22 protein-coding genes are annotated in these 19683 nt (G+C 62.2%); 9 read left to right on the top strand and 13 right to left on the bottom strand.

Annotated features, from left to right (window positions below; genetic code table 11):
• Positions 1-147: 147 nt before the first annotated feature.
• From BA011_RS22025 to BA011_RS22015, 3 genes are all read right to left on the bottom strand, one after another.
• On the bottom strand, positions 148-702 hold the full coding sequence (locus tag BA011_RS22025) for a fasciclin domain-containing protein (RefSeq protein WP_065282005.1): 555 nt from the start codon (positions 700-702) through the stop codon (positions 148-150).
• Between the two features lie 136 nt (positions 703-838).
• Entirely contained in the window at positions 839-1558 is a 720-nt protein-coding gene (locus tag BA011_RS22020; RefSeq protein WP_065282004.1) for an anti-sigma factor, read from the bottom strand.
• Positions 1555-2094 carry a sigma-70 family RNA polymerase sigma factor gene (locus BA011_RS22015; protein ID WP_065282003.1) on the bottom strand — a complete coding sequence of 180 codons (540 nt, stop codon included), beginning with the start codon at positions 2092-2094 and terminating at the stop codon, positions 1555-1557. Before BA011_RS22015 ends, BA011_RS22020 begins: the two co-directional genes overlap by 4 nt.
• A gap of 143 nt (positions 2095-2237) precedes the next feature.
• On the opposite strand from BA011_RS22015, the gene argB reads away from it, so the two are divergent.
• Together argB and BA011_RS22005 are read left to right on the top strand one after the other, a co-directional pair.
• Positions 2238-3125 (top strand): acetylglutamate kinase, encoded by an 888-nt coding sequence (argB, locus tag BA011_RS22010; protein WP_003556104.1) that lies wholly within the window; start codon positions 2238-2240, stop codon positions 3123-3125.
• A 69-nt stretch (positions 3126-3194) separates the two neighbouring features.
• Positions 3195-4343, top strand: a complete 1149-nt coding sequence (locus BA011_RS22005) for an alpha-hydroxy acid oxidase (protein ID WP_029873874.1) — start codon at positions 3195-3197, stop codon at positions 4341-4343.
• 171 nt (positions 4344-4514) lie between these two features.
• Here the strand turns inward: BA011_RS22005 and BA011_RS22000 are convergent, their stop codons facing one another.
• Both BA011_RS22000 and BA011_RS21995 read right to left on the bottom strand, forming a co-directional pair.
• Positions 4515-5285, bottom strand: coding sequence for an isocitrate lyase/PEP mutase family protein (locus BA011_RS22000; protein ID WP_062943800.1), 771 nt, complete (start codon positions 5283-5285; stop codon positions 4515-4517).
• The gene (locus BA011_RS21995) at positions 5282-6358 is read right to left on the bottom strand and encodes a bifunctional transcriptional activator/DNA repair enzyme AdaA (RefSeq protein ID WP_065282002.1); all 1077 of its coding nucleotides are present in this window, start codon (positions 6356-6358) and stop codon (positions 5282-5284) included. Before BA011_RS21995 ends, BA011_RS22000 begins: the two co-directional genes overlap by 4 nt.
• 102 nt (positions 6359-6460) lie before the next feature.
• Between BA011_RS21995 and BA011_RS21990 the strand changes: the two genes are divergently transcribed.
• Positions 6461-7168: a pyrimidine 5'-nucleotidase gene (locus tag BA011_RS21990; RefSeq protein ID WP_065282001.1), complete on the top strand. Its 708-nt coding sequence runs from the start codon at positions 6461-6463 to the stop codon at positions 7166-7168.
• 104 nt (positions 7169-7272) lie between these two features.
• Positions 7273-7899, top strand: coding sequence for an EF-hand domain-containing protein (locus tag BA011_RS21985; RefSeq protein ID WP_065282000.1), 627 nt, complete (start codon positions 7273-7275; stop codon positions 7897-7899).
• Between the two features lie 74 nt (positions 7900-7973).
• Here BA011_RS21985 and BA011_RS21980 read toward each other — a convergent pair whose 3' ends face one another.
• Positions 7974-8840, bottom strand: a complete 867-nt coding sequence (locus BA011_RS21980; protein ID WP_065282625.1) for an LOG family protein — start codon at positions 8838-8840, stop codon at positions 7974-7976.
• 195 nt (positions 8841-9035) lie between these two features.
• Here BA011_RS21980 and dapD point away from each other — a divergent pair, with 195 nt between their 5' ends.
• The 3 genes from dapD to BA011_RS21965 all read left to right on the top strand — a co-directional run bounded on the left by dapD (position 9036) and on the right by BA011_RS21965 (position 11774).
• Positions 9036-9896, top strand: a complete 861-nt coding sequence (gene dapD / locus BA011_RS21975; RefSeq protein WP_065281999.1) for a 2,3,4,5-tetrahydropyridine-2,6-dicarboxylate N-succinyltransferase — start codon at positions 9036-9038, stop codon at positions 9894-9896.
• Positions 9897-9997: 101 nt separating this feature from the next.
• Entirely contained in the window at positions 9998-11191 is a 1194-nt protein-coding gene (dapE, locus tag BA011_RS21970) for a succinyl-diaminopimelate desuccinylase (protein WP_065281998.1), read from the top strand.
• Positions 11178-11774, top strand: coding sequence for a hypothetical protein (locus BA011_RS21965; protein WP_065281997.1), 597 nt, complete (start codon positions 11178-11180; stop codon positions 11772-11774). The genes dapE and BA011_RS21965 overlap by 14 nt, the downstream gene beginning before the upstream one ends.
• An 88-nt stretch (positions 11775-11862) precedes the next feature.
• Here the strand turns inward: BA011_RS21965 and truA are convergent, their stop codons facing one another.
• The 6 genes from truA to BA011_RS21935 all read right to left on the bottom strand — a co-directional run bounded on the left by truA (position 11863) and on the right by BA011_RS21935 (position 16488).
• Entirely contained in the window at positions 11863-12681 is an 819-nt protein-coding gene (gene truA, locus BA011_RS21960; protein ID WP_065281996.1) for a tRNA pseudouridine(38-40) synthase TruA, read from the bottom strand.
• Complete coding sequence (gene fmt / locus BA011_RS21955; RefSeq protein WP_065281995.1) at positions 12681-13616, bottom strand: methionyl-tRNA formyltransferase; 936 nt, start codon at positions 13614-13616, stop codon at positions 12681-12683. Before fmt ends, truA begins: the two co-directional genes overlap by 1 nt.
• 20 nt (positions 13617-13636) lie before the next feature.
• Positions 13637-14056: a type II toxin-antitoxin system VapC family toxin gene (locus BA011_RS21950; RefSeq protein ID WP_065281994.1), complete on the bottom strand. Its 420-nt coding sequence runs from the start codon at positions 14054-14056 to the stop codon at positions 13637-13639.
• On the bottom strand, positions 14053-14313 hold the full coding sequence (locus BA011_RS21945) for a FitA-like ribbon-helix-helix domain-containing protein (RefSeq protein ID WP_065281993.1): 261 nt from the start codon (positions 14311-14313) through the stop codon (positions 14053-14055). The genes BA011_RS21950 and BA011_RS21945 overlap by 4 nt, the downstream gene beginning before the upstream one ends.
• A 65-nt stretch (positions 14314-14378) precedes the next feature.
• Positions 14379-14894, bottom strand: a complete 516-nt coding sequence (def, locus tag BA011_RS21940) for a peptide deformylase (RefSeq protein WP_020397424.1) — start codon at positions 14892-14894, stop codon at positions 14379-14381.
• A gap of 97 nt (positions 14895-14991) precedes the next feature.
• Positions 14992-16488: a globin-coupled sensor protein gene (locus BA011_RS21935; protein WP_065281992.1), complete on the bottom strand. Its 1497-nt coding sequence runs from the start codon at positions 16486-16488 to the stop codon at positions 14992-14994.
• Between the two features lie 206 nt (positions 16489-16694).
• On the opposite strand from BA011_RS21935, the gene BA011_RS21930 reads away from it, so the two are divergent.
• Together BA011_RS21930 and BA011_RS21925 are read left to right on the top strand one after the other, a co-directional pair.
• Positions 16695-17918: a DNA recombination protein RmuC gene (locus BA011_RS21930; RefSeq protein ID WP_065281991.1), complete on the top strand. Its 1224-nt coding sequence runs from the start codon at positions 16695-16697 to the stop codon at positions 17916-17918.
• Between the two features lie 190 nt (positions 17919-18108).
• A complete protein-coding gene (locus tag BA011_RS21925) occupies positions 18109-19008 on the top strand; it encodes a ribokinase (protein WP_065281990.1) in 900 nt (299 codons plus the stop codon).
• Positions 19009-19170: 162 nt separating this feature from the next.
• On the opposite strand, the gene ptsN is transcribed toward BA011_RS21925, so the two are convergent.
• Positions 19171-19635 carry a PTS IIA-like nitrogen regulatory protein PtsN gene (ptsN, locus tag BA011_RS21920; RefSeq protein WP_065281989.1) on the bottom strand — a complete coding sequence of 155 codons (465 nt, stop codon included), beginning with the start codon at positions 19633-19635 and terminating at the stop codon, positions 19171-19173.
• Between the last annotated feature and the right edge of the window lie 48 nt (positions 19636-19683).

The raw sequence follows: 19683 nt of genomic DNA, 5'->3' as shown, positions 1-19683 counted from the left end.
GCTCCTCGCGCTTTAGGTCTTTGTTTTTACGCATGTCGTTGTCGCAAAACCGCTGCACACTTTTGCGCGACATGCTTTAGCCACCTCATCAATTGTGTTTGGGGCGCCCCGAAGAGCGCCCCAATTCGTCTGCCGATACGAGCGGGCTTACATCTTCGGCAACAGCACCTTGTCGACGACGTGGATGACGCCGTTCGACTGCTTGACGTCGGCGATCGTCACATGGGAGACGCCGCCGTTTTCATCGGTCAGGGTGATCTTGCCCATGTTTTCCTTGGCTTTCAGCACGCAGCCGCCGACGGTCTTGATGTCGTGCTCGCCGCCGTCATCCTTGATCATCTTGGCAACGGTATTGGCCATCGCATCGGCCGCAACGACGTGGCAAGTCAAAACCTTGGTCAGCGTTGCCTTGTTTTCCGGCTTCAGCAGCGTATCGACAGTGCCCTTCGGCAGGGCGGCGAAAGCTTCGTTGGTCGGCGCAAAGACGGTGAAGGGGCCTTTGCCCTCGAGCGTGCCGACGAGGCCGGCTGCCTTGACGGCGGCGACCAGCGTCGTGTGATCCTTCGAGTTCACGGCGTTCTCGATGATGTTCTTGCTATCGAACATCGCCGCACCGCCGACCGTCGGGTTTTTCGCGGCGGCAAAGGCGACGGCGGACATGGCGGTGGCGAGCGCGAAGCCGCGCAATACGGACTTGATCATGATTTTCTCCTCACCGGAAACCGTCCGCCGGCTTTATGCCTTAGCGTCGTCCGGACATTTCGAACTACGGAAGGCGGCGCCAAGAGTTTCAGAGAGGAGACATAATTTACGGCCGGGGCGATTATAGCCGGCGCGCTTATGGTCGGCGCAGGGGACCGCTTGCGATCACCGGACCAGTCGCCTGGCCGGTCGGCGAACCGCCGAAGGGTTCGAGACTGACGGCAAGCGTTGCGCCATCGGCTACCATGCTGCGCAGTTCGGCGGGAATGACAAGTTCACCGCTTTCGCCCGGCTGCAAGACGCCGAGCGATCTCGTCATGCCGCTGCCCGGCACCAGCCAAAGTTCCAGCGACTTCTCCTCCGGCTTGCCGGCGGCGACCGGAACAATTTTCAGCCGGCCGCTCTGAAGCTCGTAGGAGGCGAGAAGATTGATGGTGCTGTTCTGGCCCGAAAGCGAGGCCACCAGCGGTGCCGGACCCTGCGGCTCGGGCACCACGCCGGAGGCGAAGATGACGGCGCTGACGGCGACGACGATGCAGGCGAAGCTCAGCGAGCGCCAGAAAACGGCGGAATTCCACAGCCCCTGAGAAAAAGAGGGGGGCTTTTGGCCATCGCCGAACAGCCGCGCCTCGATCTGCTTGAAGGTTTCCCGGTTCGGAGCGACGCCTTCATACTCGTCGTTGAAGGCGGAGAGGTTGGTTTCCCAGCGGCTGACGATCGCAGCGAAGGGCCGGTCGTGGCGTATGCGCTCTTCCACCACCCGGCGATCCTGCAACGACAGGACGCCAAGCACATATTCGCCGGCGAGAACCTCGTCGCGGGAGCGGTCTCCCTTGCTTTTGTCGGGCGATGTCATCGTTCCATGCACTCTCTCAGTTTCAAGAGGCTGCGCCTGAGCCAGGTCCGCATCGTGTTCAGCGGGACACCAAACTGATCGGCCAGTTCCTGATAGCTCAGCCCTTCGACATAAGCCCGTTTCACCGCGACCGCACGATCAGCTTCCAACTCTTCCATGCAGGTGTCAATCCGCCTTCCTTCATCCTTGGTCACCGTCTGCATTTCCGGGTCGGGTCCGGCATCGGCAAGATCGTAGACCGTGTCCAATTCGTCGGCGACGGGCTTGTGCGCCCGCAGCGCATCGATCGACCGGTTGCGGGCAATTGCGGCCAGCCATGCCGAGGACGAACCCGAGGCGACGGAGAAGCTGCGAGCGCGTTGCCAGATGCTGATATAGACTTCCTGCAGAGCCTCTTCGGCTTCCGTGCGATCCTTCAAGATACGCAGGCAGATCGAGAAAAGTTTCGGTCCGGTCTGATTGTAGAGGGCCACGAAAGCCCTGCGATCGCCGAGTGCGACGCGGCCGATCAAGTCTACGATCTCATCGCCTTGCATGCCGTTCCTCATCTCAAGCTTGCGTGCGCCAGACGGTAACGACGTCCGGCTCCGCGACAGATACGAAAAACTATTGCCCTCTGGATTATTCCCTCTGTCAGAAACTTGCGATAAAAGGCCGCGAACAATTCTGCGGGGTTCCCATGAACGAAACCGAAAGCGAAATGCAGGCACGGCTTCTGGCCAAGGCACTGCCCTTCATGCAGCGTTACGAGAACAAGACGATTGTCGTGAAATATGGCGGCCACGCCATGGGCAATCCCGAGCTCGGCAAGGCCTTTGCCAGCGACATCGCGCTGTTGAAGCAATCGGGCGTCAACCCGATCGTCGTTCACGGCGGCGGCCCGCAGATCGGCGCCATGCTGAGCAAGATGGGCATCGAATCGAAATTCGAGGGCGGGCTTCGCGTCACCGACCAGAAAACGGTCGAGATCGTCGAGATGGTGCTCGCCGGCTCGATCAACAAGGAAATCGTCGCGCTCATCAACCAGACCGGCGAATGGGCGATCGGCCTTTGCGGCAAGGACGGCAACATGGTCTTCGCCGAAAAGGCGCGCAAGACCATCAAGGATCCGGATTCGAACATCGAGCGCGTGCTCGATCTCGGTTTCGTCGGCGAAGTGGTCGAGGTCGACCGGACGCTGCTCGATCTGCTCGCCCGCTCCGAGATGATCCCGGTCATCGCCCCCGTGGCGCCTGGCAGGGACGGCGCCACCTACAATATCAACGCCGACACGTTCGCCGGTGCCATTGCCGGTGCGCTGAATGCCACCCGACTGCTGTTCCTGACCGATGTGCCCGGCGTGCTCGACAAGAACGGCCAGCTCATCAAGGAGCTTTCGGTCGCCGAAGCACATGCGCTGATCGCCGATGGCACGATTTCGGGCGGCATGATCCCGAAGGTCGAGACCTGCATCGATGCGATCAAGGCCGGCGTGCAGGGTGTCGTCATCCTGAACGGCAAGACCGCCCATTCCGTCCTGCTCGAGATCTTCACCGAACATGGCGTCGGAACGCTGATCGTTCCCTGAACGAGGCTGCGCCCTTCACTTGCGAAGGGCGGATCTTCCTGGCACGGGAACAGGGTATCGAGGAACGAAATGCGCCTGACAGACTGCTATAATTTTCACGATTTCCGGCGCATGGCCAAACGGCGTCTTCCCGGACCGATATTCGACTATATAGACGGCGGCGCCGATGACGAGGTGACGTACCGGCGCAATACCGCGGCCTTCGAGGCCTGCGATCTGGTGCCTGACGTCTTGCGCGGTGTGGCCGATGTCGACATGTCAGTGACCGTCATGGGGCAGAAGCTCGCAATGCCGGTCTATTGCTCGCCGACGGCGTTGCAGCGCCTTTTCCACCACCAGGGGGAGCGGGCGGTCGCGGCAGCGGCGGCAAAACACGGGACGATGTTCGGCGTCTCCTCGCTCGGCACGATCAGCCTGGAGGAAGCCAGACAGATCAGCAACGGGCCGCAAGTCTATCAGTTCTATTTCCACAAGGACCGCGGCCTCAACCGCGAGATGATGGCGCGAGCGAAAAATGCCGGCGTGCAGGCCATGATGCTGACGGTCGACAGCATCACCGGCGGCAACCGCGAGCGCGACAAGCGCACGGGCTTTGCCATTCCCTTCAAGCTCAATCTTGCTGGCATGACCCAGTTCGCGATCAAGCCTTCCTGGGCAATCGACTGGCTGACGCACGAGCGCTTCCGGCTGCCGCAGCTCGAAAACCACGTCAAGATGGATGGCGGCGCGCTGTCGATCAGCCGATACTTCACTGAGATGCTGGACCCCTCGATGTCGTGGGACGACGTGGCGGAGATGGTGCGCGAATGGGGCGGGCCATTCTGCCTGAAGGGCATCATGTCGGTCGAAGACGCCAAGCGCGCGGCCGAGATCGGCTGCAGCGGCATCGTGCTTTCCAATCATGGCGGGCGCCAGCTCGACGGCTCGCGCAGCGCATTCGACCAACTGGCCGAGATCGTCGACGCCGTGGGCGACCGGATCGACGTGATGATGGATGGCGGCGTGCAGCGGGGAACGCATGTTCTTAAAGCGCTGTCGCTGGGGGCGAAGGCCGTCGGGCTCGGGCGCTACTATCTCTTCCCGCTTGCCGCTGCCGGACAGCCCGGCGTCGAACGGGCGCTGGAGACGATGCGCACCGAGATCGAGCGCGGCATGAAGCTGATGGGCTGCACCTCGGTCAGCCAGCTCAGCCGGCGAAATCTGCGTTTCCGTTCCTGAGCGGAACGGGATTTCATTCCGGGCCGCAGCCTTTCGCACTAAAGCGCGTCGCGATCTTTCGGATTCGCTCGTCGCGCTTTAGCTCTTTGTTTTTACGCATGCCGTTGTCGCAAAACCGCTGCACACTTTTGCGCGACATGCTTTAGATCTGCGGCCCTCGGGCATTCGACGTCAGAGCGGGCTATAAATCGCCGCTGCCTCCTGTTTCAACTTTTCCATCATCGACCGGTAAGGCCCCGGACCATAACTGACGCGGCCGACACCGAGCCTTGCCAGCGTCTTTACATCCGGAGCGCCTGTCCGCATCATGATGTTGACCGGCAGCGGCGATGCCGCGCAGATCTTTTCGATCAAGGCAGGATCGATCAAGCCAGGCACGAAGAAGCCGCTGCCGCCGGCGGCCGCATAGGCCTTGCCGCGCTCGATCGCCTCGTCCACCAGACCGGCATGTTTGGAAAGATCGCTTTCCGCAAGGAAAAGGTCGGTGCGGGCGTTGATGAAGAAGGGAATGTCCTTGCCCTCGGCCATCTCGCGAATGGCGCGGATGCGGGCCACCTGCCTCTCCACCGGATAGAGGCCATCGCCGCCGACCACCTGATCCTCGAAATTGATGCCGATAGCGCCGACCTCCACCAGCTTGGCGACATTGGCGGCCGCACCTTCAGCCTCGGCCGAATAGGCGCCTTCGAAATCGACCGAAAGCGGCAGGTCGACGGCAGCGGTGATGGATTTCGCCGTGTCGACCAGCACCGACATCGGCAGCTTCTCACCGTCTGCATAACCATGGGCAGCGGCCACCGACCAGCTTCCTGTTGCAAGCGCCTTGGCGCCGGCATCCGCGACGGCCTTTGCCGTGCCGGCATCCCAGATATTGTAGAGAACAACCGGGTCGCCCTTACGGTGCAATGCGCCGAATGCCTTGGCCTTTTCACTCTGGTTCATGCCGTCTCCTCCATGTTGGATGCTTGTGCGCTGATCTTCTCTTCATGCCGCAGCAGCCATTGCTTGCGCCAGAGTCCGCCGCCATAGCCGGTCAACGAACCATCCGCGCCGAGGATGCGATGGCAGGGCACGATGATGGCAAGCTGGTTGGCGCCATTGGCGCGGCCGACGGCGCGCACCACCTCCGGCCTTTCCATCTCCCTTGCGAGATCGCCATAGGCGCGCGTCTGGCCGGCAGGAATCTCCATGAGCTTTGCCCAGACATGTTTTTCGAAGGGTGTGCCGCCGGGCGCCAACGGCGTCTTGAAGACGGTGAGCCGCCCTTCGAAATAATCCCGGATCTCCGCCGCGATCTGATCGATCGCCGGCGTGCGGCCGATCGCGACTGACGAGCGGACGCCCTTCTGCAGCGCCTCGAGCTCGGTCGGCAGTGCCTTGCGATCGTGGAATTCGAGAAGATGCAGATGCGTCTGGTCGGCAACGGCTATCATCGGTCCGAGCGGCGTCTCGAACCAGTCGGCAAAGAGCAGTTCACGGTTCTGCGACAGCGCCGGCGCCTTGCCGGCCAGGCGCTGGAAAGCCGCCCGGAAACCGCTTGGGGAGTCATAACCCGCATCGAGCTGCGCATCGATGACGCGCGCGCCATCGGCCAGCTGCCGGGCCGCCTCGCCCAGCCGGATATAGCGGACGATATCGTGGAAGGTCATGCCGAGCCCGCGTTTGAAGGCGCGGCGCACGGTTGAAGGATCGTGGCCGCGGCGCACGAGCTCATCCTCGCTCCAGCGCAGCTGGGGCTCGCGGTCCAATGCGGCGAGCAGCTCGTCGACGATCGGCTCCCTGCCCGGCTGCTCCAGCGGTCTGCAGCGCTGGCACGGGCGGAAGCCGGAATGCATGCAGGCGGCGATCGTGTCGAAAAAGAGCGTATTTTCCCGCTTCGGCTTGCGCGCGGGGCAGGTCAGACGGCAGAAGATGCCTGTCGTCTTGACGCAGACATAGGCCTGCCCCTCATAATCGGCGCTGCGCGTGATCAGGGCATCATAGAGCGTATCATCATCGGGGCGTTCGAAAAGCATGACCGCTTTCTAGCATTCCGTGTCCGTGCCGTCCGCCGAAAATCGGGCGTCTATTCTTTCTTGCCGATTTCCTTGGCGCATTAGCCGTGCCATAAGACCGCCATGACCAAGATCGACCGCACGCCTGATAAAGCCGATTTCCAGCACGTCACAGACTGGGTCTTCGACCTCGACAACACGCTCTATCCGCATCATGTCAATCTCTTCGCGCAGATCGACAAGAACATGACCGCCTATGTCGCAGCACTCCTGCAGATGGAGCGGGAAGAGGCGCGCAAGCTGCAGAAGCAATATTATCTCGACCATGGCACGACGCTGCAGGGCCTGATGATCCATCACGGCATCGACCCGAACGACTTTCTCGAAAAGGCGCATGCGATCGATTACACGGCGCTGACGCCGCAGCCGGAACTCGGCGAGGCGATCAAGGCGCTGCCGGGGCGCAAGTTCATCTTCACCAATGGCAGCGTCAAACATGCCGAAATGACGGCGGAGGCGCTCGGCATCCTCGAGCATTTCGACGACATCTTCGATATCGTCGCCGCCGATTACGTGCCGAAGCCGGCGCAGGCGACCTACGACAAGTTCGCGGCGCTGAAGCGGGTCGAAACCAACAAGGCGGCTATGTTCGAGGATCTGCCGCGTAACCTGACGGTGCCGAAGGCGCTCGGCATGCAGACCGTGCTGCTGGTGCCGCGCAATCTGGAAGAGACGGTCGTCGAATGGTGGGAAAAGACCAGCGGCGAGGAGGATCATATCGATTTCGTCACCGACGATCTCGCCGTCTTCCTCGGCAAGATTACCGGCTGAAGCATTACCAAGTTTTCACTCAGCTTACCGATGTTTAACTGGGGCTTCCGGGTCCGCTGCCATAGCTTCTTTCGTGAGGGGACACCTTACGAAAGGCAAACACGATGTACCGCAACAAGCTGATACTGGCAGCGCTTTCCTCCACCCTCATTTTCGGCGCAGCCGCCGGGGCAGTTTTTGCCGCACCCGGTGACGGGCCGCGTCAGCATGCCGGCAGGCACGGTCCGGGGCCTGATGCCTTCCGCGAAATCACCTATGTCCGCATGCTCAAGCAATTCGATACGAACAAGGACGGACAGGTCTCCAAGGACGAGGCGACCGCCGGCCTCGACAAGATCTTCGCCGCGATCGATACTAACAAGGATGGCTCGCTGACCCCGGGCGAAATCCGTGCGTACCGGCAAACGCAGATGCAGGCGATGAGAGACCAGCGCAAGCAGGAGGCCGGCGAAAACAAGGATGCGAACGCCGCAGCCGCGACGGCAGACAATAACGACCAGGGACGGCCGCCTCGCGACGGTCACGACGGCCGTGACGGGCATCGCTGGATGCGCCATGGCGGCAACATCATGCGTGCCTCGATCATGATGCAGCGGGTCGACACCGACCAGAACGGCCAGATTTCCAAACAGGAAGCTGAAGCCGGCATGGACAAGCTGTTCACTCGGATGGACCGCAACAAGGATGGCGTCATCTCGATCGACGACATGCCGGACCGGCCACTGCTCTAGAACAAGATGACGACCTCCCCTGCCTTTTCCCGCCTCGGCGGGGAGAGGCTTTGCGGCTTGTCCCTCCGAAGCGCCTATTCGCGGTGTTCGTAGAAACTCTGAACGATCTTCCATGCCTCTTCGGCCGTGTCGACGAAGCTGATCAGCTTGACGTCGTCAGGTGCGATGGTGCCGAATTCGGCCAATGCGTCGAAATTGATAATGCTTCGCCAGAACGCCTCGCCGAAAAGGATCAGCGGCAGGCGCTCCATGCGGCCGGTCTGGATCAGCGTCAGGCATTCGAAGAATTCGTCGAGCGTGCCGAAGCCGCCGGGAAAGACGGCGATCGCCTTGGCGCGCACCATGAAGTGCATCTTGCGGATGGCGAAATAGTGGAAATTGAAGCTGAGCTCCGGCGTCACATAGGCGTTCGGCGCCTGCTCGTGCGGCAGCACGATGTTGAGGCCGATCGAAGGCGCGCCCTCGTCGGCCGCGCCGCGATTGCCGGCCTCCATCACGCCGGGGCCACCGCCGGTGACGATGACATATTCGTGGAAATTGAAGGTGGCCGAATATTTCGAGCAGAGCCGGGCGAATTTGCGCGCCTCGTCATAATAGACGGAAGCCGCCTCCAGGTTGACGCGCTGGATATCGTTGCGGGCTGCCCAGGCGCTCTGGCCGGGGGCGGGAATGCGAGCGCCGCCGAACATGACGACGGTCGACTTGATGCCGCGTTCGGTCAGCATCATCTCCGTCTTCAACAGCTCCAGCTGCAGGCGGATCGGCCGCAGCTCCTCGCGGCAAAGGAAATCCTCGTCGACATAGGCAAGGCGGTAGGCAGGCGACATCGTCTGCGGCGTCTTCGGCACGGCTTCGGCGCGCTGCCTGTCGGTCGAGCTGCTCTTCAGCGGGTCCCATACGCCATCCTTGCGCCGCGAACCGCCGTTTCGTCCCTTCGCCATGTCGAAATGCCTTTCAGTATTGCCGGCCACGAAGCCGGATATGTCGCTATAACGCCTTGAATCCAGATATGATCTTGTCGGAAAAATCATTCCGTTCTACGGGTTCATGCTGTAGAGCAGGATACACCCCCCGCCAACCTAAATTCCGGAGACCCCGCCGTCTCCACGATAAAGATTGAAGTTTAAGGAATTCTCATGAGCGCCACCGACCTCGCATCCCTCGAAAAGATCATCGAAACCGCCTTCGACAATCGCGACAATGTGAACACGTCGACGAAGGGCGAGGTTCGCGATGCGGTCGAAGCAGCGCTCGATCTGCTCGATGCCGGCAAGGCCCGTGTCGCCGAACGCTCCGCCGACGGCGCCTGGTCGGTCAATCAGTGGCTGAAGAAGGCCGTGCTGCTGTCCTTCCGCCTCAACGACATGGATGTAGTGAAGGGCGGCTCGGGCAACTCGACCTGGTGGGACAAGGTTCCTTCGAAGTTCGAAAACTGGGGCGAGAACCACTTCCGCGCCGCCGGCTTCCGCGCTGTGCCGAACTGCGTCGTGCGCCGCTCGGCCTATATCGCCCCGAACGCCATCCTGATGCCTTCCTTCGTCAATCTCGGCGCCTATGTCGGCGAAGGCACCATGGTCGATACCTGGGCAACGGTCGGCTCATGCGCGCAGATCGGCAAACATGTGCATCTCTCCGGCGGCGTCGGCATTGGCGGCGTGTTGGAGCCGATGCAGGCGGGCCCGACGATCATCGAGGACAATTGCTTCATCGGCGCCCGTTCCGAGGTGGTCGAAGGCTGCATCATCCGCGAAGGCTCGGTGCTCGGCATGGGCGTCTTTATCGGCAAGTCGACCAAGATCGTCGACCGCGCCACCGGCGAGGTGACCTACGGCGAAGTGCCGCCCTATTCCGTCGTCGTCGCCGGCTCGATGCCGTCGGGCAATGCGACGATGGGCAACGGCCAGCCGGCGCCGCATCTCTACTGCGCCGTCATCGTCAAGCGCGTCGATGAAAAGACCCGCTCGAAGACCGGCATCAACGAGCTGCTCAGAGATTGATGACACCGGGACGTTGATCCGGTAAACAGACGGCGTCTTTTTACGCGAGGCGGCCCCGCCTTGCCATGTCTTTGCCATTCCCGCCGGATAGTTCGACCGCCATGACCGCTACCGACCCCGTCGCCAATCTCCAGACGCTGATTCGCTGCCCGTCCGTGACGCCCGCCGAAGGCGGCGCGCTCACGGCGCTGGAGGCGATGCTTGCGCCGCTCGGCTTTACGGTCGACAGGGTGAAGGCGAGCGAAGAGGGAACACCCGAGATCGAAAACCTCTATGCCCGCCTTGGCAAGGACGGTCCGCATCTGATGTTTGCCGGCCATACCGATGTCGTGCCGGTCGGCGACGAAGCCGCCTGGACGCATCCGCCGTTTGCCGCCCAGATTTCGAAGGGCGAGCTTTTCGGCCGTGGCGCCGTCGATATGAAGGGCGGTATTGCCTGTTTCGTCGCCGCCGTTGCCCGCCATGTCGAGAAAAACGGGCCACCCAACGGCTCGATTTCCTTCCTGATCACCGGCGACGAGGAAGGTCCGGCAATCAACGGCACGATCAAGCTGCTGCAATGGGCGGCCGAGCGCGGTGAGCATTGGGATGCCTGCCTGGTCGGCGAGCCGACCAATCCGGACAGGCTGGGCGACATGATCAAGATCGGCCGGCGCGGCTCGCTGTCGGGTAAAATCACCGTTCACGGCGTGCAGGGCCATGCCGCCTATCCGCACCTGGCAGACAATCCGGTGCGCGGCATGCTGCAGCTGACGCAGGCGCTGATGGACCCGCCGTTTGACGGCGGCACCGACGATTTCCAGCCGTCGAACCTCGAAGTGACCACGGTCGATGTCGGTAATCCGGCGACCAACGTCATTCCGGCCAAGGCATCGGCAAGCTTCAACATCCGCTTCAACGACGGCTGGACCGTCGAAACGCTGCGTGCCGAAATCCTGCGCCGTCTCGACGCCGCGGCCCGGGATGGCGCCTTGCGGCCGGGCCGTGAACCGGTGGCCTATGATATTGTCTGGGCCGACCGGCCGAGCCATGTCTTCCTGACGCGCAACAATGCGCTGATCGCCTCGCTGTCTTCAGCCGTCGAAAGCGTTGCCGGCCAGTCGCCGCGGCTTTCGACCACCGGCGGCACATCGGATGCGCGCTTCATCAAGGATTATTGCCCGGTCGTCGAGTTCGGCCTCGTCGGCCAGACGATGCACATGGTCGACGAGCGCGTCGCTGTCGCCGATCTGGAGACGCTGACGGCGATCTACGAAACCTTCATCGCCCGCTGGTTCGCCAATGCCGGGCTTTAGGGAGGTTCAATATTACCTGGCCGGCCTCTGGCTGCTGATCCAGCTGGATCCGCGCGGCTTCCGCTACCTCGATATGTCCGAGCGCGGTGTCAACCGTTCGTTCTGGGCGATGCTCTGGTGCCTGCCGCCGATGGGTATTTCCTGGCTCTGGTGGCGACAGGCCTTCCTGCGGTCGATGCCGCCGGAAGCCGATGTCAACTTTGCCTTCTATATCAGGCTCAGCCTCGTCGAGGTCGCCAACTGGTTCGTGCCGCTGGTCTTTGCCGGGCTGCTGCTGCTTGCCTTCCGCATGGGCGAGCGTTTCGCCCCCGTCGTCGTCAGCGTCAACTGGCTCGGCGTGCCGCTTTCCTATATCAATGGGCTGCTGCTGGCGCTGGTGTTCTTCCTGCCCGGCTCCGTCGGCCTCGTCTCGCTGCTGCTGCTCGCCTTCATGCTGGCGCAGGTCTTCGTGCTGGCGCGCATTCTCCGGATGATCTGCCATGGCCATACGCTGATGACCGGGGCGCTGACACTGGTGCTGCTCGTGCCGTCGATGATCCTTTCGGAATATCTGCAGCACTTCCTCGGCATCTATCCCGCCTAGAGCATGATGCCGAAAAGTGTGAGCGGTTTTCGGGCGACATCATGCTCTAATTCTTTAATTTAGAACAGGATTCAGATTTTAGGCAAACTTAGGAGGGATCATCAGCATCCTCGTCATTGGCATCGGCATCGGTGACCGGTCTTCGGCGGTCGGGGATCACGTCGGGATAATCCACCTGCATGAAATAGAGCCCGTCCGGCGGCGCCACCGGGCCGCAGGCCTTGCGGTCGCGTGCCGCCAGCGCCGCCTCGACATCATCAGGTGTCCATTTGCCTTCGCCGGCAAGCTTTAGCGTGCCGGCGAACGAACGGATCTGGTTATGGAGAAAACTCTGCGCCGTGGCGCGGATCTCGATCAGCTCGCCGTTGCGCGTCACATCCAGCCGGTCGAGCGTGCGCACCGGGCTGTTTGCCTGGCAATGGGCGGCGCGGAAGGTGGAGAAATCGTGCCTGCCGACCAGCTTTTGGGCGGCGGCGTGCATGACCTCGTGATCGAGCACCTTCGGCACCCACCAGGCCTTGCCGACTTCGAGCGCCAGCGGCGCCCGGCGGCTGACGATGCGATAGAGGTAATGGCGCCGCAGCGCCGAAAAACGGGCATCGAAGAACTCGGGCGCCGCCTCGACGTCGAGAATGGAGACCCGCTCGCCGGCGAGCCTCAGATGCGCGTTCAAGGCATTCTGCAGCTGGTAGGGCGACCAGTCCTTCGAAAGATCGGCATGGATCACCTGCCCCATGGCGTGGACGCCGGAATCGGTGCGTCCGGCGCCGCGAACCGACACCGTCTCGCCGGTCAGCGACAGCACCGCCGCCTCGATCGCGCCCTGCACCGAGGGGCCATTTTCCTGCCGCTGCCAGCCGACATAGGGGCCGCCGTCATATTCGACGGTCATGCGGAAACGCGGCATCAGCTAAGCCCCGTGCCCGCCGCAAGCGGCGTGCCCCTGAGGAAATCGGCCGCCGCCAGCGGCTTGCCGCCGGCCTTCTGCAGCCTGGTGAGCCGCACCGCGCCCGAGCCGCAGGCGACCACGAGATCATCCGTCAGCAATTGCCCGACAGCACCCTGCCCTTCAGCCAGTTCGGACGCCAGCACCTTCACCCGCTCCGGCTTGCCGCCGATTTCGAGCTCGAACCAGGCGCCCGGAAACGGCGCCAGGCCGCGGATATGGTTGTGCACGTCGCTGGCATCCCTGGAAAAATCGATGCGCGTCTCGGCCTTGTCGATCTTGGCGGCATAGAGAACGCCCTCATCCGGCTGCGGCGTCAGCGGCAGGTCGTTCATTTCGAGTTTCACCATGGCCTCCGCCATCGCCTTGGCGCCGACCAGCATCAGCCGGTCGTGCAGTTCGCCAGCCGTCATGTTCGGGCCAATCTCGACCTCGCGGGTGAGTGCCACGGCGCCGGTATCCAGACCTTTGTCCATCTTCATCACCATCATGCCGGTCTTTGCGTCACCAGCCATGATCGCCCGCTGGATGGGTGCCGCACCCCGCCAGCGCGGCAGCAGCGAGGCATGACCGTTGTAGCAGCCATCGCGGGTGCCGTTCAAAATCGCTTCCGGCAGCAACAGCCCGTAGGCAACGACGACGCCGACATCGGCATTCAGGCCACGAAACCTCTCGCGCTCCTCGGGGTCTTTGAAATTGACCGGGGTGAAGACCGGCAAGCCAAGCAGTTCGGCCGCCTGATGCACCGGCGATTTCTGCAGATCGAGGCCGCGCCGCCCGCCCGGCCGCGGCGGCTGCGTATAGACCGCAACGATCCTGTGGCCGGCATCGACGAGCAGGCGCAGGGTCGGAACCGAGAACTCCGGGGTTCCCATAAAGATGATGCGAAGAGACATTTTATCTCGCCAATTGAGGATCAACCGTCTTCAAACGGGTTTACGAGCTTGAGATCAAGCCCCTCGAAATCTCGGGTGTTACGAGTCGCAAGCGTCGCACCGTTGGCAAGGCAGATGGCGGCTATCATGGCATCCTTCGTTTCCATCGGCCGTCCCGCCTTTCTGCGCTCGGCGGCCAACAGGCCGTATCGACGCGCCGCACTCAGGGAAAAACCGAGTATGCGGCCGGCAAATTCCGACTCGATCCGATTGAAGTCGGCCACCAGCGCTGTCTTTCGCCTGCCATCATCAAGGAGCTCAAGACCGTAACGCATTTCCGCGACGGCAATCGTCGTCAGAAAAAGCGTCTCAACGTCGTAGGCGTCCAGCCAGCTCAGTATCCGCTCGCTGTGGGTCCTCCCCTGCATCTCGGAAATCACATTCGTGTCGAGGACGATCATGTGTCGAAGCGCGGCGGTTCGCGGTCGCGTTCGTGGCGAGATGCGGCGATGGCCTCAACTTCATCTTCGCTCAATCTTTCGTCACCCATCAGGGAACGCAGGCGCTGGCCGGCGGAAGCTCCTGAGCGCTGCACCGCAATCTGTCGGCTCATGATTTCGATCGCCTCTTCTGAAAGGCTGCGCCCATTGCGTTGCGCGCTTTCCTGAAGCTGCCGCTTCATCGCATCCGGAACATCCCGAATAAGCAGGTCGCCCATTTCAGCACCTCCATTATGATATCAGTGATATCATAATGCCTCGCCGGTGAATTTTCAACGCAGCGTCAGAGCGCCTTGGACTTCGCCGCCTTGGTGAATTTCTTGATCACCATCTCCCGCTTCAGCCGCGAGATGTAATCGATGAACAGCACGCCGTTCAGATGGTCGATCTCGTGCTGCAGGCAGGTGGCGAGCAGGCCGTCGGCTTCGACCGTCTGTTCCTTGCCGTTCCGATCGAGATATTTGACCGAGACGACAGCCGGGCGCTCGACCTCAGCATAATAATCCGGAATCGAAAGACAGCCTTCCTCATAGACGGAACGCTCGTCGGAAGATTTGACGATCTCAGGATTGATGAAGACCTGCGGCTGCTTTTCCTCGCCTTCGCGCGAGATATCGATGACGAGCATGCGGCGCGGCACGCCGATCTGGATCGCGGCAAGGCCGATGCCCGGCGCGTCATACATGGTTTCCAGCATATCGTCGGCAAGACGCTGCAGGTCGGAATCCACCCGCTCGATCGGCTTGGACAGCTGGCGGAGAACGGGATCGGGAAGAATGATGAGTGGCTTGATGGTCATGGCGTTCCCATAACCCATCTTTTCCGACTATGGAATTATCCGGTAGGCGGGGAATACGCTTTTTTGCATCCCCGCCTGGAATTTCGCCATATTCGCCTCACGCCGCCCGGCGGACAGCACCGGCAGGACGGCCTTCCGGCCGGGCGCGGAAGCGCCGCAGCAGCTCGATCAGGGTCTCCACCTCGTCCTTGAGGCGGCGGGTTTCCGCCGAGGATTGCTCGACCATGTCGGAATTCTGCTGGGTGATCGCACCCATGTTGCGGACGGCGATACTGACTTCGTTGACACCCGTCGCCTGATCGCGGGCGGCGGCGGCGATATCGGCGACGAAACGGTTGATGATGTCGATGCGGCTGATCATGTCGTTCAGCGCCTCGCCGGTGCTGGAGACGATGCCGACGCCCTGATTGACCTGCGTCGAGCTCTGCGAGATCAGGTTCTTGATCTCCTTGGCCGCTTCCGCGGTGCGCTGGGCGAGCTGGCGGACTTCCTGGGCGACTACGGCAAAACCCTTACCGGCATCGCCGGCACGGGCCGCCTCGACGCCAGCGTTCAGCGCCAGCAGGTTGGTCTGGAAGGCGATCTCATCGATGACGCCGATGATCTTGGAGATCCCGGTCGAGGATTTCTCGATGCCGGCCATCGCCGAGACGGCGCTGGTGACGAGCTCGCCGGAGTTCTTCGCCTTCTGCTGCGTCTCGCGCACGGCATCCGACGCCTTTTCGGCATTGGCGGCCGTCTGGCCGACGCTGACGGACAGCTGCTGCAGCGCGGCCGAGCTCTCCTCGACGCCTGCCGCCTGCTGGGCAGTGCGCAGCGCCAGATCGTTGGTCGCATTGGAAATGACGTCGGCACCGGTCATGATATGGCCAGAAGTCTCGCGCACGGATGCGAAGGACTGGCTTAGCGCCCTGACGGCGCGATTGTAGTCCTCGGCCATCTGCCGAAAATTGCCCGGCAGGTCGGACGGCAGGGTGGCTTCGAGATCGCCGTTCGACAGCGCTTCCAGACCGCGGCGCAGCTGCTCCAGCGCGATCGCCTGGTCGGATTCGGCCTGAGCGCGCTGCTCTTCCAAGGCGCGGCGCTTGGCTTCGAGCGTCTCGAGATAGACCGAGATGGAATAATCCATGTCGAGCATGCCTGATTTGATGACGGCCGACAATTTCTCGGCCAATGCCTTGCCCTCTCGGCGCGCGAAGATCGACGGCCACTGCTTCTCCATGATGCCCTTGACCAGCTCGGACATGACGATGGCGTAGCCGCCAATATACCAGCGCGGCTCCAGCCCGATGCGGGCGTGCGTCCGGCCGACCGCGGTCACGCCGTTGACGTAGCTCTCGTCGAACGCGCCGCCGGCGAGATTGGCCCAATGGTCCTGCTGGCGCTTCTTGGCATGGCCGACATGGTTCTTATCGGCGAAGAAGCCTGCGACAGCTGGGGTCTTGGCGATCTTGGCGTAGAATTTATCGAGGGCGCCGCCGATCAGCTCTGATATGACAGGGCGCAGATCCCGCATCGACTTGCGCGCTGCATCATCCAGTTCGATGAAATCGAGGCGCTGCCTGAGGGCACTGTCGGTCTGCTGGGCGGTCATGGGGATCTCTGTACTTGGCGCGACGCGCGCGGGAAGGAATTTCTGCGCCGCAGGTTTTGGCGAATATGGTTGAGCAATCGTTAAGTCGCGTCGACATTTCTTTTCGGTGGACGCGGAAGAGCAGCGGCTTGCGAAGATATTGAGGATCGTCAATTCTGTTCACGTTTTGATCTATAACTCGCCGCTTCTTCTGTTATGCTTGCGACATGACCATCCATTCCGAATCGCTCGCCCTTGCCCTTGCCTCGATCAACCCGGCCTTGCTGGCGCTTGCCGGCGGCGTTCTCGCCGCCCTCGCCCTGCTGGTGATCGTGCTTCTGCTGCGCGGCGCCGGCCTTCGCCGCGAGCAGGCGGAGGAAGCGAACTTTCGTGCTCAGGAAAACGAAGCGCGCATGGCCGAGCTTTTGAAGATCCAGGCAGAGATGCAGGGCCGCATCGCGGCGATGACCGAGGTCTTCGGCGCGCGGCAGAGCGAACTCAACCAGACGATCAGCCAACGCCTCGACGGCATGTCGCAGCGCGTCAGCTCGACGATCACCGAGCAGACCAAATCGACGCATGAGAACCTGCAGCGGCTGCAGGAGCGGCTGGCGGTCATCGATGCCGCGCAGAACAATATCCAGACGCTTGCCAAGGATGTCGTCGGGCTGCAGGCCATTCTGTCCAACAAGCAGACGCGCGGCGCCTTCGGCCAGTCCAGGATGGAAACGATCGTTGCCGACGGTCTGCCGATGGGCGCCTACGCCTTCCAGCAGACACTGTCCAACGGTTCGCGGCCCGACTGCACGATCCGCATGCCGAACGGCGCGCCGCCGCTGGTGATTGACGCGAAATTTCCGCTCGAAGCCTGGAACGCGATCCGCGACGCCGGCAGCCCCGAAGCCGGCAAGATCGCCGGCCAGCAGTTCCGCCGCGACATGGAGGTCCATATAAGGGACATTTCGGAGAAATATCTGATCCAGGGGGAAACCCAGGATACGGCCTTTCTCTTCGTGCCGTCCGAATCGATCTTCGCTGAGATCCACGAGCACTTCGAGCCGGTGGTGCAGAAAGCGCACCGCGCACGCATCGTCATCGTCTCGCCGTCGCTGCTGATGCTGTCGATCCAGGTCATCCAGGCCGTGCTCAAGGATCAGCGCATGCGGGCGCAGGCGCATCTGATCCAGGGCGAAGTGGCGATCCTGATGGACGATCTCAGCCGTCTCGATGAGCGGGTGCGCAAGCTGCAGGGCCATTTCGCCATGGCGCAGAAGGATATCGACATGGTGGTCACGTCAGCCGACAAGCTGACCAAGCGCGGCGCCAGGATCGAAGCGCTGGAATTCGAGGCCGGCGGCGAGGCCAAGCCCGCCCGCGACAGCGAAGCCGCGGCCAAATCGGTGGAAAGCCGCACCGGTCTTCTGAAGCTGCGGGTGGTTGACGAGGAGTGATCGCTTCGGGCAGTGTCTCGCCCGCATGAAACAGTAGGAGCATGATGTCACTTGCAGCTCCAGAAAAGGATGATTTTAGGCCGGGTCGGCCTAAAATCTGAATCCCGTTCTACATTATATAGTTAGAGCATGATGTCGTCCGAAAACCGCTCACTTTTCGGCATCATGCTCTAGAAGACGGGACACATTCATGATCACAGTTTTCGGGTCCATCAACATGGATCTCATCGCCACGACCGAGCGCCTGCCGAAGCCCGGCGAGACGGTGGCCGGCAACGGCTTTGCCACGGCCGCCGGCGGCAAGGGCGCCAACCAGGCGCTGGCAGCGCGGCGCGCCGGCCGCTATGTGCATATGGCCGGCGCCGTCGGCAAGGATGCCTTTGCTGCGGAGGCGCTGGCCCTGCTCGATGATGCAGGCACCGATCTTTCTCTCGTCAACCATGTCGACGGTCCCACCGGCACGGCGCTGATCCTTGTCGGCGGCGACGGCGAAAACATGATTGCCGTCGTTCCCGGCGCCAACGGCCTCGTCACGCCTGCCAATGCCGAGACGGCGATCGGCCGCATGAGCGAAGGCGATATCCTGATGCTGCAGCTTGAAGTGCCGGCTGCTGCCGTCGAACGCGCGCTGTCGGCGGCCCGCGCCAAGGGCGTCACCAGCATCCTCAACCTCGCGCCGCTGATCCCCGATGCGCCGCGTCTCGGCCGGCTCGCCGATATCGTCATTGCCAACGAGACCGAGTTCGAGCGGCTCGCCGGGCAGGAGGGCATGGACGCGCAAGCGCGAGAGGCAGCCCTTATGCGCCTGCATGCGGAGACGGGCCAGACGCTGATCGTGACGCTCGGCGCCGACGGGGTCATCGCCATTCGCGACGGGTCGATTTCAAGGGCGCAGGGTCTCAAGATCGAACCTGTCGATACGGTCGGCGCCGGAGACACCTTCTGCGGCTATTTCGCCGCCAGCCTCGACGACAGCCTCGATTTTGTCTCGGCGCTGCGCCGTGCGGCGGTCGCCGGTTCGCTCGCCTGCCTCAAAGCCGGAGCGCAACCGTCGATCCCCTTGAGCGCGGAAGTCGCAGACAGGATATGAAATCTTGAAGGGATAGACGGCGACAGGCGCCGATGTGCTGTTTCGTATGGCCGGCACCGGGTTTGCTCGACAAGTTCCGCTCAGTCTCTTCAACGCAAAAGGCGCCTGGGAGACCCGGCGCCTTTTGCATTCGAGAATTAATGCGTTATCGCGCGACGCGCGTCAGGCAGCGTTCGACGTCTGCTCTTCGTTGAGGAAGGCGTAGATCGCCGAGGCGGAATCGGTGGCGCGGAGCTTGGCGACTAGATCGTGATCGCGCAGCACGCGGGCGATCCGCGACAGTGCCTTGAGATGATCGGCGCCCGCGCCCTCCGGCGCCAGCAGCAGGAAGACGAGATCGACAGGCTGGTCGTCCAGCGCCTCGAAATCGACCGGCTGCTCCAGCCGGGCAAAGATGCCGACGATCGAATGAATGTTCACCAGCTTGCCGTGAGGAATGGCGATGCCGTTGCCGACTCCAGTCGAGCCAAGGCGTTCGCGCTGCAGGATGACGTCGAAGATCTCGCGCTCGGAAAGCCCCGTGATCCTGGAGGCTCTTGCAGCCAATTCCTGAAGCAACTGTTTCTTGGAATTTACTCTGAGGGCGGGAATGATCGCATCCTGATGGAGCAAATCTGCCAATGCCATTTCTTTTTCCTTCTGTCGCCGGGATCAAATGCAAGGAGCGGCGGCAAT

It is taken from the genome of Rhizobium leguminosarum, from assembly GCF_001679785.1.
GTDB classification, from domain to species: Bacteria; Pseudomonadota; Alphaproteobacteria; order Rhizobiales; family Rhizobiaceae; genus Rhizobium; species Rhizobium leguminosarum_R.
The sequence above is the reverse complement of the archived record's forward strand: the minus strand, read 5'-3'. Positions and strand labels throughout refer to the sequence as shown.